Consider the following 17446-nt stretch of genomic DNA (forward strand, 5'->3'; position numbering starts at 1 on the left):
TCCGGTAATTGGCGAGATGACAGTTCCTTCCACGGCCCAGATATCTTCTTTTCCATTCCGGCTTATTTTTCTTCTGGGGCTGGTTACGGCCATAGGTCCCTTGGCAACAGATATGTATCTGCCTGCTTTTCCTTCGGTCGAGCATGATCTGGGGGGAGGTACCGGGTCTGCACAGTTTACACTGGGAGCGTGGTTTTTGGGGCTGGCTTTTGGTCAGTTTTCGCAAGGCCCTCTTTCAGACCGGTTTGGGCGTAAGGGACCGCTGGTTGTGGGGCTGGGTGTGTACGGGCTGGCATCCGCCGGATGCGCCCTTGTTAGCAGTTACCACCTGTTCTGCCTGTTTCGTTTTATTGGTGCTTTTGGTGGGTCGGCCTGCGCGGTTATTCCACGTGCTATTGTGCGGGATGTGGCAACAGGCAAAAAGGGTGCGCATATTATGGCGCAACTCACACTGGTTTTTGGTGTTATGCCCGTTCTTGCTCCGGGGCTGGGGAGCCTTGTTCTAAAAATAGGTGACTGGCGGTGGATGTTCTGGATTGGAACATTGTATGCCGTAGCTGCCATTGTGGGCGTTGTGGTCATGCTGCCCGATACGCTGGCGGTTGCCAGGCGTATTCGTTTCCGCCCAGTGGAAATACTTTGGCGGTACCAGAGTATTCTGCGCGAACCTGTCTTTTTTTCTAATGCGCTGATCACGACTTTTTCCACATTTGTTATGTTTGCTTATCTGGGGAGTGCTCCTGTTCTGTTTGAGCAGACATTGCATTTTTCGGCGGGAGCGTTTGGTCTGTTTTTTGGTGCCAATGCAGCCGCTTTTATTTTGGGTACCCAGATCAACGGACGTCTGATCCACCGCGTTTCCATGCCAGCCCTGCTTGAAGGGGCTATAGTGTGGGCCTTTGCACTTGGGTGTGTGTTTGTGGCTCTGGCATTGGCTGGCGTGGTGGGGGTCGCCCATCCATGGCTGACCTGCTGCTTTATTGTGGGTATGACCGGTGCTCTGGGGTTTATTGGTCCTAACGGCACGGTCATGTCTTTTTCCCGGCATGGGCACCATGCGGGGAGTGCTTCTGCCCTGCTGGGCACCATGCAGTTCAGTTTTGGGTCCTTGAGCAGTGTTTTGGTGGGTCTGTTACCCGGAGGCGGAGCTATTCCTACAGCCGTGGGGATGATGACCGGCGTGGTGGGGATGGCCATAGGCGATCTTCTGCGCCGCCGAACAGCAGACCAGCATGATGCCGAGGACTAGAATAGAGCGTTATTTGGTTTTTTGGATCTGGCTGTCGTCCTGCTTGCCATAAACAGCCTGTGCCTGTGGTGTAATGGTATGACCATTATCCGTACGCATGGGGCCTGCGGAGCCTCCGCCATCGTACATGGGGGGCAGGACTTCGTAATGATCTTCGGGTTTTGGCGGGGTGTCTGGCTTTTTTATGCCTGCGGCTTCCTGTGCCGCTTCCAGTTTTTCCTGCCGTTCAACATCTCTTTGTGCGGCACGCGCTTCGGCCGGTGCGGCTTCGGGTAAAAAGCGACCGGGCCGTTCGGGGGGGAGATCAATATTGTCTCCCTCAATCATATGGTGGCAGCCTGCAAGCAATGGGGCCAGCAGGAGCAGGCTACCAAAATAAGCGCTATTTTTTTTTCCCAGAAGCATGGGCAAATCCGAGGCAGAGGGAAAAAAGCGTCAATCAGCCTTCAATACGGCGGGCTTCATCAGGCAGCATAACGGGAATGCCATCAAGAATGGGGAAGGCAAGCCCGGCTTTTTCGCTGATCAGTTCATTGGTCTGTGCATTAAAAACCAGCGGGCCTTTGGTCACAGGGCAGACCAGAATGGACAGAAGGCGCGGATCAAGCGGTGCTGTATCGGACATAAAACTGTTCCCACATCATATAGTCAGGAAGGAGGGCCTTCCTGTTCCGGACCGGACAGGTCTAGCAGTGTTTGCAGGACCCGCACACGGTCTGTCAGATTTTCTGCATCCAGCAATGCCTGTTTTTCCGCCGGAGGGAAAGGACAGATCATGGGTAAAGTGACCAGAAGCAGGCTGTCATCCATCTGTTCTATCAGGGACCAGCGGGCGTTCAGCCCTTTTTTTTGAAAATAACTCTTGAGCGAGTTCAAAAGCTGGGCACGGTCGAAGGGTTCGGATGGAATTTCGTTCAGGTCTCCCGCAAAGGAAGACACATCAATCCGTGCAACCCGGTAACCACGGCGCAGCCCCGTCTCGCGCAGTAAGCGGAAGCGGAGCAGACCGGTCAGGGTCACGGCGTAAGTCCCGTCGGCCCGTTCGGTCATGGAGGTCAGGCGGCCAAGGCAGCCAATGGTGTACAGGGGCGGGGCCTCGTTGTCTTCGTCCTCATCCTCCTGCCAGCGGGGCTGGATCAGGCCGATCAGCCGGTGGGTGGCCAGAGCGTCCTCCACCAGTGCAATGTAGCGGGGTTCAAATACGTTCAGCGGCAGCTTGCCTCTGGGCAGAAGCAGCACACCGCTGAGCGGAAAAAGCCCCACTTCTGGCGGAATATCCGCCAAAGTCATGTCCCCCAGCCGTGGAATACGGCGGGGGACATCGTCATCATCACCAAAAGGGGGTGCTGTGCGGGGCAAGGGGCGGGTCAGGAAAAAAGAAGGGAGGAAAGGCGGCGGCGGGAGGCAGCGGTCGCTGGGTCTTCGTTCCCCCATGCCTCAAAAAAGCGCAGGAGCTGCTGGCGGGCGGCCCCATCTTTCCAGCCGCGGTCAACCTTGATGATGTGGAGCAGCTCGTTTGCGGCGTCCTCACGCTTGCCTGCGGCGTTCAGGGCTGTGGCCAGTTCGCAGCGGGCTTCGTAATCCTCGGGGTTGGCATCCAGGCGTGCGCGAATGCCTTCCATGGCTTCGGCTGCCTGACGGCCTTCCTTTTTCAGTTCAAGGGCTGCGCGGGCTCCGGCCACTTCGGGGGCATCGGTAATTTTTTCTGGCACATCGGCCAGCGCGGCTTCGGCGGCGTCTTCATCATCCAGAGCCAGCATGGCGCGGATCAGCCCCCCCCATGCCTTGGGGTTTTCGGGTTCTTCGCCAATTACGGTGGAATACATGGCTGCGGCTTCGGCCGGGCGGCCCGTTTCCATGGCCACATCGGCTTCGTGTAGCTGTTCGGATGCGGGCAGAACCCCGCCCCCGCTGGCCTTGAGCAGGGTTTCCACAAACTTTTTCACTTCGCTTTCGGGCAGAGCACCTTGGAACATGTCCAGGATCTGCCCTTTCCAAAAAGCGGCCACCAGCGGAATGGACTGGAGCGGCAGGCCAGCCTGCGCCAGTTGACCTGCCAGTGCGCGGTTGGCTTCAATATCAATTTTAACCAGCCGGACCTTGCCTTTGGCGGCGGTCACAACTTTTTCCAAAATGGGGGTCAACTGTTTGCACGGACCACACCATTCCGCCCAGAAATCGACCAGAACAGGCACGTCCCGGCTGGCGTCCATAACGTCGTGCATAAAGCTGGCCTGTGTGCCATCGGTAATAACCTTAGCTGCACCCGAGCCGCCAAAACTGTTGTTCGTAGCCGGGGCTGGCTGACCGATCAGATGCTCCATCTGGTTTTGTTCCTCAAATTTCTGTCACGTAGGCAAAAGGGCGCCTACCGTGCTTTGGCCACAGTACATCACTTGTGTCTGTAAATGGTCAATCATGCGTACAAGCGCAATGGTCAGAATAGCGGGGCAGGCCATTTTGCATGGCAGCGGTCTTTGGTGTGTTTCATGCATTGCATAGGGACGGATTAAAGCGCCATAATAGAGGACAAAACAGGAACGGCGGCAAAGAGCTTTTTATGACAAAATCAGGTCTTCCCGGTCAGCACAGCATTCGGGTGCGTGGGGCACGTGTTCATAACCTGAAGAATGTTGATATCGATATCCCCCGTGACCGGCTGACCGTCGTGACCGGGCTTTCCGGCTCGGGCAAATCCTCCTTGGCGTTCGATACCATCTATGCCGAAGGGCAGCGCCGGTATGTGGAGAGCCTGTCTGCCTATGCCCGCCAGTTTTTGGAACTGATGGGCAAGCCGGATGTGGACTCCATAGAGGGCCTGTCCCCCGCCATTTCCATAGAGCAGAAAACAACCTCCAAAAATCCGCGCTCCACCGTTGGCACGGTGACCGAGATTTATGACTATATGCGCCTGCTCTGGGCGCGGGCAGGTGTGCCCTATTCCCCCGCCACAGGCCTGCCCATTGAGGCACAGACGGTCACCCAGATGGTGGACCGCGTTCTGGCCATGCCCGAAGGCACGCGGCTTATGCTGCTCTCCCCCGTTATTCGGGACCGCAAGGGCGAATACCGCAAGGAACTGGCGGAACTCCAGCGCAAGGGTTTTACCCGTGTGCGGGTGGATGGTACGTTGTACGAAATTGCGGACGTGCCAAGCCTGAACCGCAAACTCCGCCATACGGTGGAAGTGGTTGTGGACCGTGTGGTGGTCAAACCCGGCGTGCAAACCCGTCTGGCCGATAGTTTTGAAACCGCGCTAGCCCTGAGTGACGGTATTGTCTATGCCGAGGAAGTGCTGAAGGACGAAGAGCGCGAACCAGAAAAACTTGTGTTCTCATCACATTTTTCCTGCCCTGTTAGCGGTTTTACGCTGGAGGAAATAGAACCTCGCCTGTTTTCTTTCAATGCGCCACAAGGGGCCTGCCCGGCCTGTGATGGGCTGGGGGTGGAAACGTATTTCAACCCTGTTCTGGTTGTGCCCGATATTTCCCTCTCTCTTGCAAAAGGGGCCATTGCGCCATGGAAGGATGCCAAATCTCCCCTTCTGGAACAGACGCTGCAAAGCCTTACACAGCATTTTGGTGTGAACATGGACACCCCATGGCGTGACCTGCCAGAGGAAGCCCAGAATGGCATTTTATACGGGGTGGCGGACGATATAAGCTTTACCTATCACGATGGCAAAAAAAGCTATGTTGTCGATCGGCCTTTTGAAGGGGTTCTGACCAGCCTGCAAAAAAGACTGGCCAACACGGATAGTGCATGGGTTAAAGAAGAACTTTCGCGTTATCAGTCAGAAAAAGCCTGCCATGTCTGCCATGGTGCGCGCCTGCGGCCAGAGGCCCTGTCCGTTCGGGTGGCGGACAAAACCATTGCACAGGCCTGTGACCTGTCCATTGGCCATGCGCTGGACTGGTTTGATACGGTCATGCCAACCCTTACCCCCCAGCGGGCGGAAATTGCCCGGCGTATCTTGCGTGAAATTCTTGAACGTTTGAAATTTCTGGATGATGTGGGGCTGGATTACCTGACCCTCTCGCGCGGTTCGGCCACCCTGTCGGGTGGGGAGAGCCAGCGTATCCGTCTGGCCAGCCAGATTGGTTCGGGGCTTACGGGGGTGCTTTATGTGCTGGATGAGCCTTCCATTGGCCTGCACCAGCGCGATAACGCACGCCTGCTTGGAACGCTTGAGCGTTTGAAAAACCTCGGGAATACACTCATTGTTGTTGAACATGATGAGGACGCCATAAGAAGTGCGGATTGGCTGGTGGATATGGGGCCTGCCGCAGGTGTGAATGGTGGGCAGGTTGTGGCGCAGGGCACACCGGAGCAGGTCGCCAAAAACCCGGAAAGTCTGACAGGCGCCTACCTGTCCGGCCGTAAACGTATTGAGGTGCCACAGCAGCGCAGGCCCGTGAACAAAAAGCGGATGCTTACGGTAGAAGGGGCATCGGGGCATAATCTTAAAGACGTTACCGCGCATTTTCCGCTTGGCACGTTTACCTGCGTGACGGGTGTTTCAGGCAGTGGCAAGTCCACATTGGTGATTGATACGCTATACAAGGCGCTTTCGCGCCAGTTGATGGGGTCTGCTACCTCACCCGAGCCGTATAAAAAAATCAAAGGCATGGAGCAGCTCGATAAGATTATTGATATTGATCAGTCCCCCATTGGTCGCACCCCCCGTTCCAACCCAGCAACCTATACAGACCTGTTTACCCCCATCCGGGACTGGTTTGCCGAACTGCCAGAGAGCAAGGCGCGCGGTTACAAGGCGGGGCGCTTTTCCTTTAACGTTAAAGGGGGACGGTGCGAGGCCTGCCAGGGTGATGGGGTGCTTAAAATAGAAATGCACTTTCTCCCCGATGTGTTTGTAACCTGCGATGCCTGCAAAGGTGCCCGCTATAACCGCGAAACACTGGATATCCGCTTCAGGGGCAAGACCATAGCCGATGTTCTGGCCATGAGCGTCGATGAAGCCTATCCGCTTTTTTCCGCCCAGAACCGGATCAGGGACCGGCTCGCCATTTTGCAAAAAGTGGGGCTGGGGTATGTTTCTCTTGGGCAGCAGGCGACCACCCTTTCGGGCGGGGAGGCGCAGCGCATCAAACTTTCCAAGGAACTGGCGCGCAGGGCCACGGGCAGAACCGTATATATTCTGGACGAACCCACAACCGGGTTACATACAGATGATGTTAGAAAACTTCTGGAAGTTTTACATGCCCTTGTTGATCAGGGGAATACGGTTATTGTGATCGAGCATAATCTGGAAGTTATCAAAACCGCTGACTGGATTATAGATGTAGGGCCAGAAGGGGGCGATGGTGGGGGGACTATTGTGGCCGAAGGCACGCCCGAAACAATTGCCGCGTGCAAAAAGAGCTACACTGGGCAGTTCCTTGCACCCCTTCTGGTGCAGCCAAAATGAAAAAAGCAAGCCTTGTTCGTCTGTTTTTTGGAATTATGGCAGGTTTTCCCCTGTCAGCACAGGCGCAGTGCCTTAAACTTCCCCAAAGCGTTCTGTTTGAAAAACTGACATGGACTGAAATTGCACAGGATATATCCTGTGGTTATACAACCATAATTGTACCAGTTGGTGGTACGGAGCAGAGCGGGCCGTACATAGCGGTTGGTAAACATAATAGCCGTGTGCTGTTTCAGGCTGAAAAAATAGCACGTCAATCAGGCAGAACACTGGTCGCACCAGTTGTGGCGTATGTGCCGGAGGGGGGAACTGCTCCGCGCACGTCGCATATGCGCTTCCCCGGCACCATTACCCTCCCCCCCGATGTGTTTGAAAGAATGTTGGCCTCTGTTGCAGACAGCTTTCGGGTGCAGGGTTTCAGGCTGGTTGTTCTGATTGGTGACCACGGAGGGTACCAGAAAGATCTGGAAAAACTGGCAGCCCAGCTCAATACCCGTTGGCAGGCCACGGGGGCGCGTGTGCTGTACGTGCGTGATTATTACAATGTGATCCCCCACCAGTACAGTGAATGGCTTAAACAGAATGGCTACAGGCTGGATGTTGGTCAGCATGCGGATATAAGCGATACATCGCTTATGCTGGCCGTTGATCCTTCCATGGTCAGGGAGGATGCGCTCCGTCACGCGCCCAATCCCTCCATTGCACAGGGTATTTACGGGGGAGACCCACGTCGGGCGACATCCACGCTGGGGCAACCGGGCCTGTCCATGCAGGTGGATGTGGCAGTGAAAGCCATTGATGATGCGCGCAGCAAATAAATATATAAAATAATTTTTCTATAATAATAAATGGGAGATTTTAACCACTCCCGAATAGACGTTATTTATTCCACATGATAAATGCGAAGCCTCATCAAGGGTTAGAGTGATAACAGGCACAGAAGGGTCTGGGTTATGGGTTTTAAGCAGTATCTGGTTGCAGCAGTTGCCATTGCTGGTGTGAGCACCGGCAGTGTGGCGTGTTGGGCGCAGGATGTTGGCACACCTTCCGCTGGAGCCGCGGCAGAAGCGCCTCTCGTTCAGACCATTCCTGGCATGCCCGCAGTCCCTAACCCCAATAACCTGTACAGCGAAACAGGCGTTGGTCACATTGCGCCTGATGTTGCACAGGACCCGGAGCGGGTTTACGTGCCCAACCTGCGGTCTAACGATGTGTATGTCATTGACCCCGCGACCAACAAGGTTGTGGATCGTTTTCCCGTTGGTAAAAGCCCCCAGCATGTTGTGCCGTCATGGGACCTGCGCACCCTGTGGGTGACCAACAATGCCGAAGGCACCATACATGGTAGCCTGACCCCGATTGACCCACGCACGGCCCGCCCCGGCCCCTCAATTGCGGTGGATGACCCTTACAACATGTATTTCACCCCCGATGGCAAGTCCGCCATTGTGGTGGCCGAAGCCCGCAAACGTCTGGACTTCCGTGACCCGCATAGCATGCAGTTGCAGCAATCCATTGATGTGCCTGAGTGCAAGGGCGTCAACCATGCCGATTTTTCCATAGATGGGCGTTACGCCATTTTCACCTGTGAATTCGGCGGCCATCTGGTCAAGGTGGATATGGTGGACAAAAAGGTGCTGGGGTACCTCAAGCTGTCCAGCGGTGGTATGCCGCAGGATATTCTGGTCTCCCCCGATGGCAAAACCTTCTATGTTGCCGACATGATGGCCGATGGCGTGTTTTTGGTGGATGGCGATACATTCCGCGAGACAGGCTTTATTCGCACAGGGTTGGGCGCGCATGGCCTGTACCCCAGCCGTGATGGCACAAAAATGTATGTCGCCAACCGTGGTTCGCACCTGATTCACGGCCGCCCCCATAGCAAGGGGGGCGGGGTTTCGGTCATTGACTTTGCAACAAACAAAGTTGTGGCCACATGGCTTATTCCCGGCGGTGGCAGCCCGGACATGGGTAACGTTAGCGCGGATGGCAAGGCTTTGTGGCTGTCCGGCCGGTTTGATGATGTGGTCTACCGGATTAACACCGATGATGGAACCATGGTCAGCATTCCGGTTGGGCAGGAACCACATGGTCTGACCGTATGGCCACAGCCGGGTCGGTACTCCATTGGTCATACAGGTATCCTGCGCTAAATAGCAGGCAGGTTTTCTGGACGAAGTAAAAGCCTTTCCTCATAATGGAGGAAAGGCTTTTTTTATGGCGGCAGGGGAGTGAACATGGTGGACGCGCAGACAAATCAGGCTTTGCAAAAGCTTTCCCCAGAACGTGTTCTTTCTCCCGAGCAGCAGGCATTATGCACAACTGTTGTAAGGTTCTGTCAGGACCATATTGTACATGGGAATGCGGTTTTTGTTATTGAGGGCGATGCGGGAACAGGAAAAAGCATTGTTATCAATAAAATTTTTAATGAAATCCAAAAACTGTCCCGAGAAAAAATCAACCGAACGCCACTGTCGGGCACAAAAAACTACCTGCTGGTCAATCATCCAGAAATGATGAAACTTTATAGGAATATCTCGGAAAAATCAGATTATGTGAAAAAAAAGGATTATGAGCGGCCAACCACCTTTATCAACGCCATGCACAAAACCGGACAGATGGCAGATATCGTTCTGGTGGATGAGGCCCATCTTCTTTTAACAAAGTCCGATAAATACAATAGGTTTGCGCAGGACAACCATCTGGAGGAAATTCTTAAATGCGCCAGGGTTGTCGTTCTTGTTTTTGACGACAAGCAGGTGCTCAAGTTCAAAAGCCACTGGACAAAAAGTGCTCTTGCATCGGTTCTGGCGCAAAAATATGTTCAGACCTGCCAGCTTAAAAAACAGTTCCGTATGCATGCCAGTGCAGAAACCTGCTTATGGATAGAAGAGTTTTGCAGGAAAAATGTATCACCCATTCCCAAAGACCCTTGTTTTGACATCAGGTTTTTTGAGGATGCACAGGCTATGTATGATCTGGTCCGGCGCAAGAATGCGGAGTTCGGGCTTTCACGCATGGTGGCGACCTATGATTACCCTTACCGGCTGGATGGCAAGGAGCATTTTGTAACCGAAGGGCGGTTCCATTTAAGGTGGGACATGGCAAAGCCGGAAGCACGCCTGCCATGGGCCGAGCGGGCCGATACCATAGATGAGGTGGGGGCCGTGTACACTGTGCAGGGGTTTGACCTGAATTACGTGGGCCTGCTGATTGGCCCCTCCGTGCGGTATGATGCCGCGGCCAGAACCCTCGTGCTTGATCCGACCCGGTATGAGGATGGAGCGGCTTTTGCTGGCCGCAACGGCTTTGCCCAGCCCGAACAGACCATGGAGCGGATCATGCTCAATGCGATCAATGTGCTGATGACGCGCGCGGTCCGGGGGTTATATATTTATGCACATGACCCCGCGTTAAGGGCGCGCCTTGCGGGTTTGCCGGTTGGGTTCTAGGGGATAATCTGCGGGCTGAAGGTCGCTCATGGCATGGCAGCTTTGCCATAACGGCAGACTTGAACCGCGCAAAACAGCCATATTCCGCTCTGGTTGCGGGGTGGGTGGCACTAAAATTTTCATACAGAACTTGTTCTGTCCTCATTCTGGTGCCAACTGAAAGATAATCATACAGGCTTACCCTACAGATCGGACATTTCCGCCATGTTTATCGAAACCGAAGGCACTCCCAACCCCGCAACGCTCAAGTTCCTGCCCGGTCAGGCCGTGGTGGGGGATGCGGGCACCATAGATTTTATTGATGCCGACGCCGTGGTCGGGCGTTCGGTTCTGGCCGATGCCCTGTTTGCCCTGCCCGGTGTTGCCCGCGTGTTTTTGGGGAATGACTTTGTCTCCGTCACCAAGGCCGACAGTGCGGACTGGGAGGAACTGCGTCCGTTGGTGCTGTCCGCCCTGATGGACCATTTTGTGGCGGGTCTGCCTGTGGTCGCCGAGGGTGTGGCTGTTCTTGAGGACGAAATTGCTCCCGAGGATGCGGAGATTGTTGTCCAGATTAAGGAACTGCTGGATACGCGCGTGCGCCCCGCCGTTGCGGGGGATGGCGGGGATATTGTTTTTCGCGGGTATCGCAACGGTATTGTGCGCCTGACCATGCAGGGTGCGTGTTCTGGCTGCCCCTCCTCGCGCGCAACGCTCAAGCATGGGGTGGAAAACATGCTCAAGCACTACGTGCCAGAGGTTGTTTCAGTTGAGCAGGTGGACTGAGCTATCAGCCACAAAGGCGGCCCTTTTCCGCGTGGAGCACTTGCCGTAAAGGTGTAAGGCAACGCGCCGAGCACGTTGGCGCAGCAGGAGGCAGGACGGAATATGTTGGACGCAAGTGGGTTAGAACTGCTGTTTACAAAGGCGCGAACCCCCCTGCGCTGGACAACCCGCACTGTGGAGGAAGACCTGTTGCGCCAGATGTATGATCTGGTGCGTATGGGGCCGACCTCGGGGAACTGTTGCCCTGCGCGTATGGTTTTTATTACCGGCACAGCAGGGCGCGAAAAACTGCGGCCTGCCCTGTCCGCAGGGAACGTCAACCGGGTTATGGGCGCACCAGTTATTGCCATTATTGCCCATGACCCGCTGTTTTTTGAACAACTCCCCAAGCTGAGTCCGGGGGAGGAACTGCGCTCATGGTTTGCAGCAGACGTGGGCCTGTCCGAGGAAACCGCGTTCCGGAATGGCACCTTGCAGGGCGCATATATGATTATGGCTGCCCGTGCTCTTGGGTTGGACGTTCTGCCCGTTTCCGGTTTTGACCAGTCTGTGGTGGAAGATGCTTTTCTGGCGGAGTGGGGCTGGCGCGCCAACTTCCTGCTCTGCCTTGGGTATGGAGACTTTGCAGGGCAACCCGAACGCGCCCCCCGCCTTGAGTTCGATCAGGCCTGCCGGATTGTAGACTAGTGGTACAGCGTATTCTGGTGCTCGATGGTAGCCCTGCGGGAGACAACGCCTGCGGTACCGCAGCCTGTGTAACCAATACGGATGGCGCGTTGCAGGTTCTTGCCTGCATGCAGGAGGCAGGCAAGCAGGCGGCGGAAGGGGTTAGCCTGCTGGCGGCACAGGTTTTGCAGCAGGCAGGCTGGTCATACGCGCAGGGCACCGCACCCGATCTGGTGGCTGTTGTGGTGGGGCCGGGGTCTTTTACCGGGTTGCGGGCATCCTGTGCGGCGGCGGCAGGGTACGGCGTGGGTGTGGGCTGCCCGGTAGTCGGGGTTACACGAGCCGAAGCTCTGGCCCCGGAACTGGATGCGGCCCTTGCCGCCCAGCCACAGCCCATGTCTGGTTGGCTGGTCGTTACCGCCGCCCGGCGTGGCCGGGTCTTTGTGGAGAGCAGGCAGGGTGTGCAGGCGGCTACCATAGCGGACTGGTCCGCCCCGCAGGGCGCATGGCTGGTTGCGGGGGAAGCCCGCGCGGAACTGGCTTTTCCCTCCGCCGTTTTGTGCCCGATCACTCACCCCGATGTCGCGCAGATTGCCGCCGCCGCATTACGCCGGGTGAGTGGGGTGTTGCCTCCACGCGCCGCACTTCCTGTGTATGTGGACCCGCCAGAGGCCAAGCTGCCAGCCAACGGGTTGCGGGCCGCCCCCATATAATGGCTTTTGTGCAAATGGAGTGCGTGGGCGCAAGCCATGCGCAGGTGCTGGCCAGTTTGCACGCGCAGTGCTTTGCCCCGCAGGAGCAATGGAATATTGCCGCCATGACCAGCCTTTTGGGGTCGGTTGGGGTGTGTGCCGGTCTTGTTCTGGTGGATGGGCAGCCTGTGGGGTTTGCCATGCTGCGTTGTGTTGCGGACGAGGCGGAAATTCTGACCCTGTGTGTTTTGCCCGAACACAGGCGGCACGGGCTGGCCGCGCAACTGGTTGCATGGAGCCTGGCCCACGCCTGCGCGCAAAAAGCCGATATGGTTTTTTTGGAAGTATCCGTTGGCAATACTGCCGCGCAAAAGCTGTATGCGCAGGCGGGGTTTGAGCCAAAAGGCCAGCGCCGCGCCTACTACCCGGATGGCTCGGATGCCCTTGTGCTTGGGCGTATGTCCGGGAGTGCTGCGTAAGGGGGCCATGCCGCAGGTGCTACGGCACGGCTGTAACCTTATCCGGCACCAAGGGCCGGGCTGGTTCTGGGCGCTGCCTTACAGTGCCCGGTTGCCAATATCGGTCCGCCAGACCGCACCGTCCCACGTAATGGCGTTAACGCCCGCATAGGCGCGTTTTTGCGCCTCCTGCACCGTGTCTGCCAGAGCGCATACCGCCAGTACGCGCCCGCTGGAGACCACCAGTTCGCCCGCCATGTTCTGTGTGGTGCCAGCCTGAAAAACCCGCACACCCTCCAGCGCATTGGCATTGTCCAGACCGTGAATGACAGCGCCTTTTTCCGGTGTGCCGGGGTAGCCGCGTGCCGCCATAACCACACAGACCGATGCCTGATTGGAAAACGTAATGGGGGCAACGTCCAGCCGGTCTTCGGCCAGAGCCTGCAATGCGGGCAGCAGGTCCGATGTCAGACGCGGGAGCAGGGCCTCGGCTTCGGGGTCACCAAAGCGGACATTGTATTCAATCAGGGATGGCCCCTGTTCGGTCAGCATCAACCCCGCAAAAATAACGCCACGGAACGGTGTGCCCCGGCGCACCATTTCGCGCAGCATGGGGCGCACCAGCAGGTCTAGGGCTGCTTCCTGCTCGGCCCGGCCAAATCCTTTGGGGGGCGATACAGCGCCCATGCCGCCGGTATTGGGGCCTGTATCCCCATCTCCAATGCGTTTGTGGTCCTGTGCCGCACCAATCAGGCAGGCTGTCTCCCCCGCGCAGAAGGCAAAAAGCGAGACTTCCTCTCCTACAAGGCAATCCTCAATGACCACGCTACGGCCTGCATCGCCCAGTGCGCCGCCGGTCATCATGTCTGTAATGGCGGCTTCGGCTTCGGCGACAGTTGTGGCCACCACAACGCCTTTGCCTGCGGCAAGCCCGTCGGCCTTGACCACAATGGGCGCACCCTTCTGGCGCACATAGGCAATGGCCGGGGCGGCTTCGGTAAAGCGCTCCCATGCGGCGGTGGGAATGCCTGCGGCATCGCACACTTCCTTGGTAAAGCTCTTGCTGCCTTCCAACTGGGCGGCGGCCTGCGTGGGGCCTGCACAGGGCAGACCGACCAACGCGCACGCATCGGCCAGCCCTGCAACCAGAGGAGCCTCGGGGCCGGGTACCACCAGATCAATTTTCTGCTCGCGCGCAAAGGTCACCAGAGCCGCCACGTCATGCGCGCCAATGGGCACGTTGACCCCGCAACGGGCCGTGCCGGGGTTGCCGGGGGCAATGAACAGCGCGGAAAGTGCGGGGGATTTGGCCAGTGTTTCGGCCATGGCGTGTTCGCGGCCGCCTGAGCCTACCAGAAGTACGCGCAATTCTTTTCTCCTGCTGTTCATGTCTGCTCTTTCAGGGCGAGCGTCTGTAGCATAGGTTGTGCGGATGCACGAAGAGTTTGGAGCCGCCCCCCCTTCTGGCGGCAATGTCCCTGAATATACGGTTTCGGAAATTTCCGGCGCAATCCGGCGTACGCTGGAGGGTTCGTTCAGCCGCGTACGCGTGCGTGGCGAAATTACGGAATTCAAACGCTACCCCTCCGGGCACATCTATTTTTCGCTCAAGGACGAGCAGGGCAAGATTTCCGGCGTGGTGTGGCGTGGCAGCGTAAGCCGCCTTGGTCTGGTGCCCGAAAACGGGCTGGAAATTATTGCAACCGGCAAGGTCTCCGCTTACGGCGAGCGCTCAAGCTACCAGCTTATTGTGGAGCGCATGGAATACGCGGGTGAAGGCGCGCTTCTTGCCCGTATTGAACGCCTGCGGATCAGACTGGGGGAGGAGGGGCTGTTTGACCCCGCCCGCAAAAGCCCCATTCCCCTGTTGCCCCGCGTGATCGGGGTTGTGACCTCCCCCCAGGGGGCGGTGCTGCATGATATTTGCACAACCCTCAGGCGGCGCTTCCCGCGCCCTGTGGTGGTGTGGCCCGTGCCAGTACAGGGCGAAGGGGCCGCCGCCCAGATTGTGGCCGCCATTAACGGCTTTTCCGCGCTGGATGGCACAGGCGTGGTGCCCCGCCCCGATGTGGTTATTGTGGCGCGCGGTGGCGGCTCGCTCGAAGACCTGATGGCGTTTAACGATGAAGGCGTGGTCCGGGCGGCGGCGGCCTGTTCCATCCCCCTGATCTCGGCTGTGGGGCATGAGACCGATACAACCCTGATCGACTTTGCATCCGACCGCAGAGCGCCAACCCCTACAGCCGCGGCGGAAATGGCCGTGCCCGTGCGGAGCGAACTGCTGGCCGAGATCGAACACCGCGCGGCCCGTGCCACAGGGGCGCTGGCGCGGCATATGCAAACGGCCCGGCTCAGGCTGGACAGGGCCGCCGCCGCCCTGCCCGACCTGCCTGCCCTTGTGCAGACCGCGCGCATGCAACTGGATGACCGAGGCCGCAGGCTGGATGTGGCTCTGCCTGCCCTTGTCCGCCGCCGTAAGGCGGATCTGGTGGCGGTGGAGCGGCACATGCCTGCGGTGGAAACGCTGCTCTCTGGCCGCAGAACACGGCTTGCCGTGCTGGGGGGGGCTTTTGCAGGCGGTATGCAGCACACGCTGCAACGTCAGGAAGGGCGGCTGGGTCGTTGCCGTGTATCCCCCGCCCCTCTTATGGCGCTTTTGCGCGAGCGGCGGATTGCGCTGGGTGGCGCTGCGGGGCAACTGGAGGCCGTATCGCCTCAGGCTGTGCTGGCACGGGGGTATGCGCTGGTTACGGCGGAGGGCCACCCTGTTACAAAGGTCACCGAACTCAAAAACGGGCAGCAGGTTGACCTGACCTTTGGCGATGGTTCCTGCCGCGCCGTTATTGGGAGCCGTCCGGTGCAGGGGTTGCTGGACCTGTAAGTCCGGCTTGGGTACAGGCTGGCATACGGGTATGCTGGCCCTTACAACCGTGTGGGCGACACGCCACCGCGTGCTGAAAGACAGAAGCGCATGTCCATTCCTGTTCGTATTCCGGTTTTGGGTTCGGCCCTCATGCTTGGGCTGCTGGCCGGGTGTGCCAGCCCACCCACCCGTATTCCCCCACAGAGCTTTGCGCCGGGGCTGAGTGCGGAAGCCCCTCCCGCCAACGAAAGTCAGTTGGTGAACGATCCCTCAGCCCCCGCCAATACGCCCCTATGTGGTGCTGCCGCGCGGGAGGCTATGGCCATGGCCGTGCAGAACTACCCCCAGCCCTTGGCTGTAGGGGGCAGTTGCGTACGCAGTGCGTGCTATAATACCCAGACCGGCACCTATATTGCAGCAGATGGCACGCAGCGCGTCTGCCGCTAGGCCGGTTGAGGCGCTTTGTGTAACAAATGCGGCCAACAAACCCTTTTCCGGGCGGCAATTTGCTGGTAGGGGAAAAAGCAGTTCGCGAGAGTGACGGAACTGGTAGACGTAGTCGACTCAAAATCGACCGCCCTTACGGGCTTAGGGGTTCGAGTCCCCTCTCTCGCACCAGACTTGTCCCTTCCTCTTCTCGGCCAAGGTTATGAACGCCCTTTCCCCTTCCGCTTCGTCCCGCCCGGCCATTCGCCCGCTCAATCCCTGTTTTTCGTCCGGTCCGTGCGCCAAACGCCCGGGGTGGAGCCTTGCAGCACTCGATAACGCGCTGGTCGGCCGCTCTCACCGCTCGCCAGAAGGGCGCGCGCGGCTGAATGAGGTTATTGTGCGTTCGCGCAGTATTCTGGGTGTGCCCGAAGGCTGGCGTGTGGGCATTGTTCCCGCGTCCGACACGGGAGCGGTGGAAATGGCTCTGTGGTCCCTGCTGGGTGCGCGCCCGGTGGACGTGCTGGCGTTTGAAAGTTTTTCGGCCCTGTGGGCGCAGGATATTGTGACCCAGCTCAAGCTGGACAACACCCGTGTGCTCAAAGCCGATTACGGTCAACTGCCCGATCTGTCAGAGGTCAACTGGGCGCATGACGTGGTGTTGGCATGGAATGGCACCACCTCTGGCGTGCGCCTGCCTTCGGCCAACGCCATTCCCGCCGAGCATGAGGGACTGGTGATCTGCGATGCCACATCGGCGGCCTTTGCCATGGACCTGCCATGGGACCGGCTGGATGTGGTTACATGGTCCTGGCAGAAAGCCCTTGGGGGCGAGGCCGCCCATGGCATGATTGCACTTTCCCCCCGCGCGGTGGAACGGCTGCAAACCTACAAATCCCCCCGCCCTCTGCCCAAAATCTTCCGCATGACCGCCAAGGATGCGCTGATTGAGGGCATTTTTAAGGGCGATACCATCAACACCCCTTCCATGCTGTGTGTGGAAGATGCGCTGGATAGCCTGCGCTGGGCGGAGTCCGTTGGTGGGCTGGAGGGGCTTAAAGCCCGCTCACAGGCCAATCTGGCAGCCGTTGCCGCTTGGGTGCAAAAAACCGACTGGGTGTCCTTTTTGGCGGAAAAAGAGGAGGAACGGTCCTCCACGGCTATCTGCCTGCGTATTGTGGCCCCCTGGTTTCTGGCGCTGGAGCGCGACAGGCAGATGGCAACAGTTAAAACAATGCTGTCCGTGCTGGATAAGGAAGGCATTGGTTTTGACCTTGCCAGCTACCGTGATGCCCCCGTGGGCTTGCGGATATGGGGTGGCGCAACGGTAGAGACAGCCGATATTGCCGCGTTGCTGCCGTGGCTGGACTGGGCATTTGCGCTGGTTGTGCCTGCGTAAGCTGTTAAGGCGCAAAGCCTGACCATTGTGTAAAAAAGGCCGTGTGCTTCG

General features: G+C 57.9%; 17 protein-coding genes and 1 tRNA gene. 13 read left to right on the forward strand and 5 right to left on the reverse strand.

The features are described 5' to 3' along the window. Nucleotides 1-16 precede the first annotated feature (16 nt). Nucleotides 17-1249 (forward strand): multidrug effflux MFS transporter, encoded by a 1233-nt coding sequence (locus tag AABE20_RS10845; protein WP_338333072.1) that lies wholly within the window; start codon nt 17-19, stop codon nt 1247-1249. Nucleotides 1250-1258: 9 nt separating this feature from the next. Here AABE20_RS10845 and AABE20_RS10850 read toward each other — a convergent pair whose 3' ends face one another. From AABE20_RS10850 to AABE20_RS10865, 4 genes are all read right to left on the reverse strand, one after another. After that, the gene (locus AABE20_RS10850) at nt 1259-1654 is read right to left on the reverse strand and encodes a hypothetical protein (RefSeq protein WP_338333073.1); all 396 of its coding nucleotides are present in this window, start codon (nt 1652-1654) and stop codon (nt 1259-1261) included. A 34-nt stretch (nt 1655-1688) separates the two neighbouring features. Further along, complete coding sequence (locus AABE20_RS10855) at nt 1689-1874, reverse strand: Trm112 family protein (protein ID WP_059024588.1); 186 nt, start codon at nt 1872-1874, stop codon at nt 1689-1691. A gap of 23 nt (nt 1875-1897) precedes the next feature. Then, the gene (locus tag AABE20_RS10860; protein ID WP_338333141.1) at nt 1898-2539 is read right to left on the reverse strand and encodes an LON peptidase substrate-binding domain-containing protein; all 642 of its coding nucleotides are present in this window, start codon (nt 2537-2539) and stop codon (nt 1898-1900) included. 77 nt (nt 2540-2616) lie between these two features. Beyond that, entirely contained in the window at nt 2617-3573 is a 957-nt protein-coding gene (locus AABE20_RS10865; protein WP_338333074.1) for a tetratricopeptide repeat protein, read from the reverse strand. A 236-nt stretch (nt 3574-3809) separates the two neighbouring features. Here AABE20_RS10865 and uvrA point away from each other — a divergent pair, with 236 nt between their 5' ends. The 8 genes from uvrA (at nt 3810) to AABE20_RS10905 (ending at nt 12728) form a co-directional block, all read left to right on the forward strand. After that, entirely contained in the window at nt 3810-6677 is a 2868-nt protein-coding gene (gene uvrA / locus AABE20_RS10870; RefSeq protein WP_338333075.1) for an excinuclease ABC subunit UvrA, read from the forward strand. Nucleotides 6678-6712: 35 nt separating this feature from the next. Beyond that, nucleotides 6713-7492, forward strand: a complete 780-nt coding sequence (locus AABE20_RS10875) for a creatininase family protein (protein WP_338333142.1) — start codon at nt 6713-6715, stop codon at nt 7490-7492. A 135-nt stretch (nt 7493-7627) separates the two neighbouring features. Beyond that, nucleotides 7628-8827: a YncE family protein gene (locus AABE20_RS10880; RefSeq protein WP_338333076.1), complete on the forward strand. Its 1200-nt coding sequence runs from the start codon at nt 7628-7630 to the stop codon at nt 8825-8827. Nucleotides 8828-8911: 84 nt separating this feature from the next. Continuing rightward, on the forward strand, nt 8912-10126 hold the full coding sequence (locus AABE20_RS10885) for a DUF2075 domain-containing protein (RefSeq protein ID WP_338333077.1): 1215 nt from the start codon (nt 8912-8914) through the stop codon (nt 10124-10126). A gap of 204 nt (nt 10127-10330) precedes the next feature. Then, nucleotides 10331-10891 carry a NifU family protein gene (locus tag AABE20_RS10890; protein WP_338333078.1) on the forward strand — a complete coding sequence of 187 codons (561 nt, stop codon included), beginning with the start codon at nt 10331-10333 and terminating at the stop codon, nt 10889-10891. A gap of 102 nt (nt 10892-10993) precedes the next feature. Next, nucleotides 10994-11578, forward strand: a complete 585-nt coding sequence (locus AABE20_RS10895) for a malonic semialdehyde reductase (RefSeq protein WP_338333079.1) — start codon at nt 10994-10996, stop codon at nt 11576-11578. Further along, a complete protein-coding gene (tsaB, locus tag AABE20_RS10900) occupies nt 11578-12270 on the forward strand; it encodes a tRNA (adenosine(37)-N6)-threonylcarbamoyltransferase complex dimerization subunit type 1 TsaB (protein ID WP_338333080.1) in 693 nt (230 codons plus the stop codon). Before AABE20_RS10895 ends, tsaB begins: the two co-directional genes overlap by 1 nt. Further along, nucleotides 12270-12728 (forward strand): GNAT family N-acetyltransferase, encoded by a 459-nt coding sequence (locus AABE20_RS10905; protein WP_338333081.1) that lies wholly within the window; start codon nt 12270-12272, stop codon nt 12726-12728. The genes tsaB and AABE20_RS10905 overlap by 1 nt, the downstream gene beginning before the upstream one ends. 78 nt (nt 12729-12806) lie before the next feature. Here the strand turns inward: AABE20_RS10905 and purD are convergent, their stop codons facing one another. Beyond that, the gene (gene purD / locus AABE20_RS10910; protein ID WP_338333082.1) at nt 12807-14096 is read right to left on the reverse strand and encodes a phosphoribosylamine--glycine ligase; all 1290 of its coding nucleotides are present in this window, start codon (nt 14094-14096) and stop codon (nt 12807-12809) included. 43 nt (nt 14097-14139) lie between these two features. Between purD and xseA the strand changes: the two genes are divergently transcribed. From xseA to AABE20_RS10930, 4 genes are all read left to right on the forward strand, one after another. Then, a complete protein-coding gene (xseA, locus tag AABE20_RS10915; protein WP_338333083.1) occupies nt 14140-15588 on the forward strand; it encodes an exodeoxyribonuclease VII large subunit in 1449 nt (482 codons plus the stop codon). 90 nt (nt 15589-15678) lie between these two features. After that, nucleotides 15679-16017, forward strand: a complete 339-nt coding sequence (locus AABE20_RS10920) for a hypothetical protein (protein WP_338333084.1) — start codon at nt 15679-15681, stop codon at nt 16015-16017. Between the two features lie 84 nt (nt 16018-16101). Beyond that, a tRNA-Leu gene (locus AABE20_RS10925) sits at nt 16102-16188 on the forward strand. Between the two features lie 31 nt (nt 16189-16219). Beyond that, entirely contained in the window at nt 16220-17395 is a 1176-nt protein-coding gene (locus AABE20_RS10930; RefSeq protein ID WP_338333085.1) for a phosphoserine transaminase, read from the forward strand. Nucleotides 17396-17446 lie beyond the last annotated feature (51 nt).

This window comes from Acetobacter zythi (assembly GCF_963921165.1).
GTDB lineage: Bacteria > Pseudomonadota > Alphaproteobacteria > Acetobacterales > Acetobacteraceae > Acetobacter.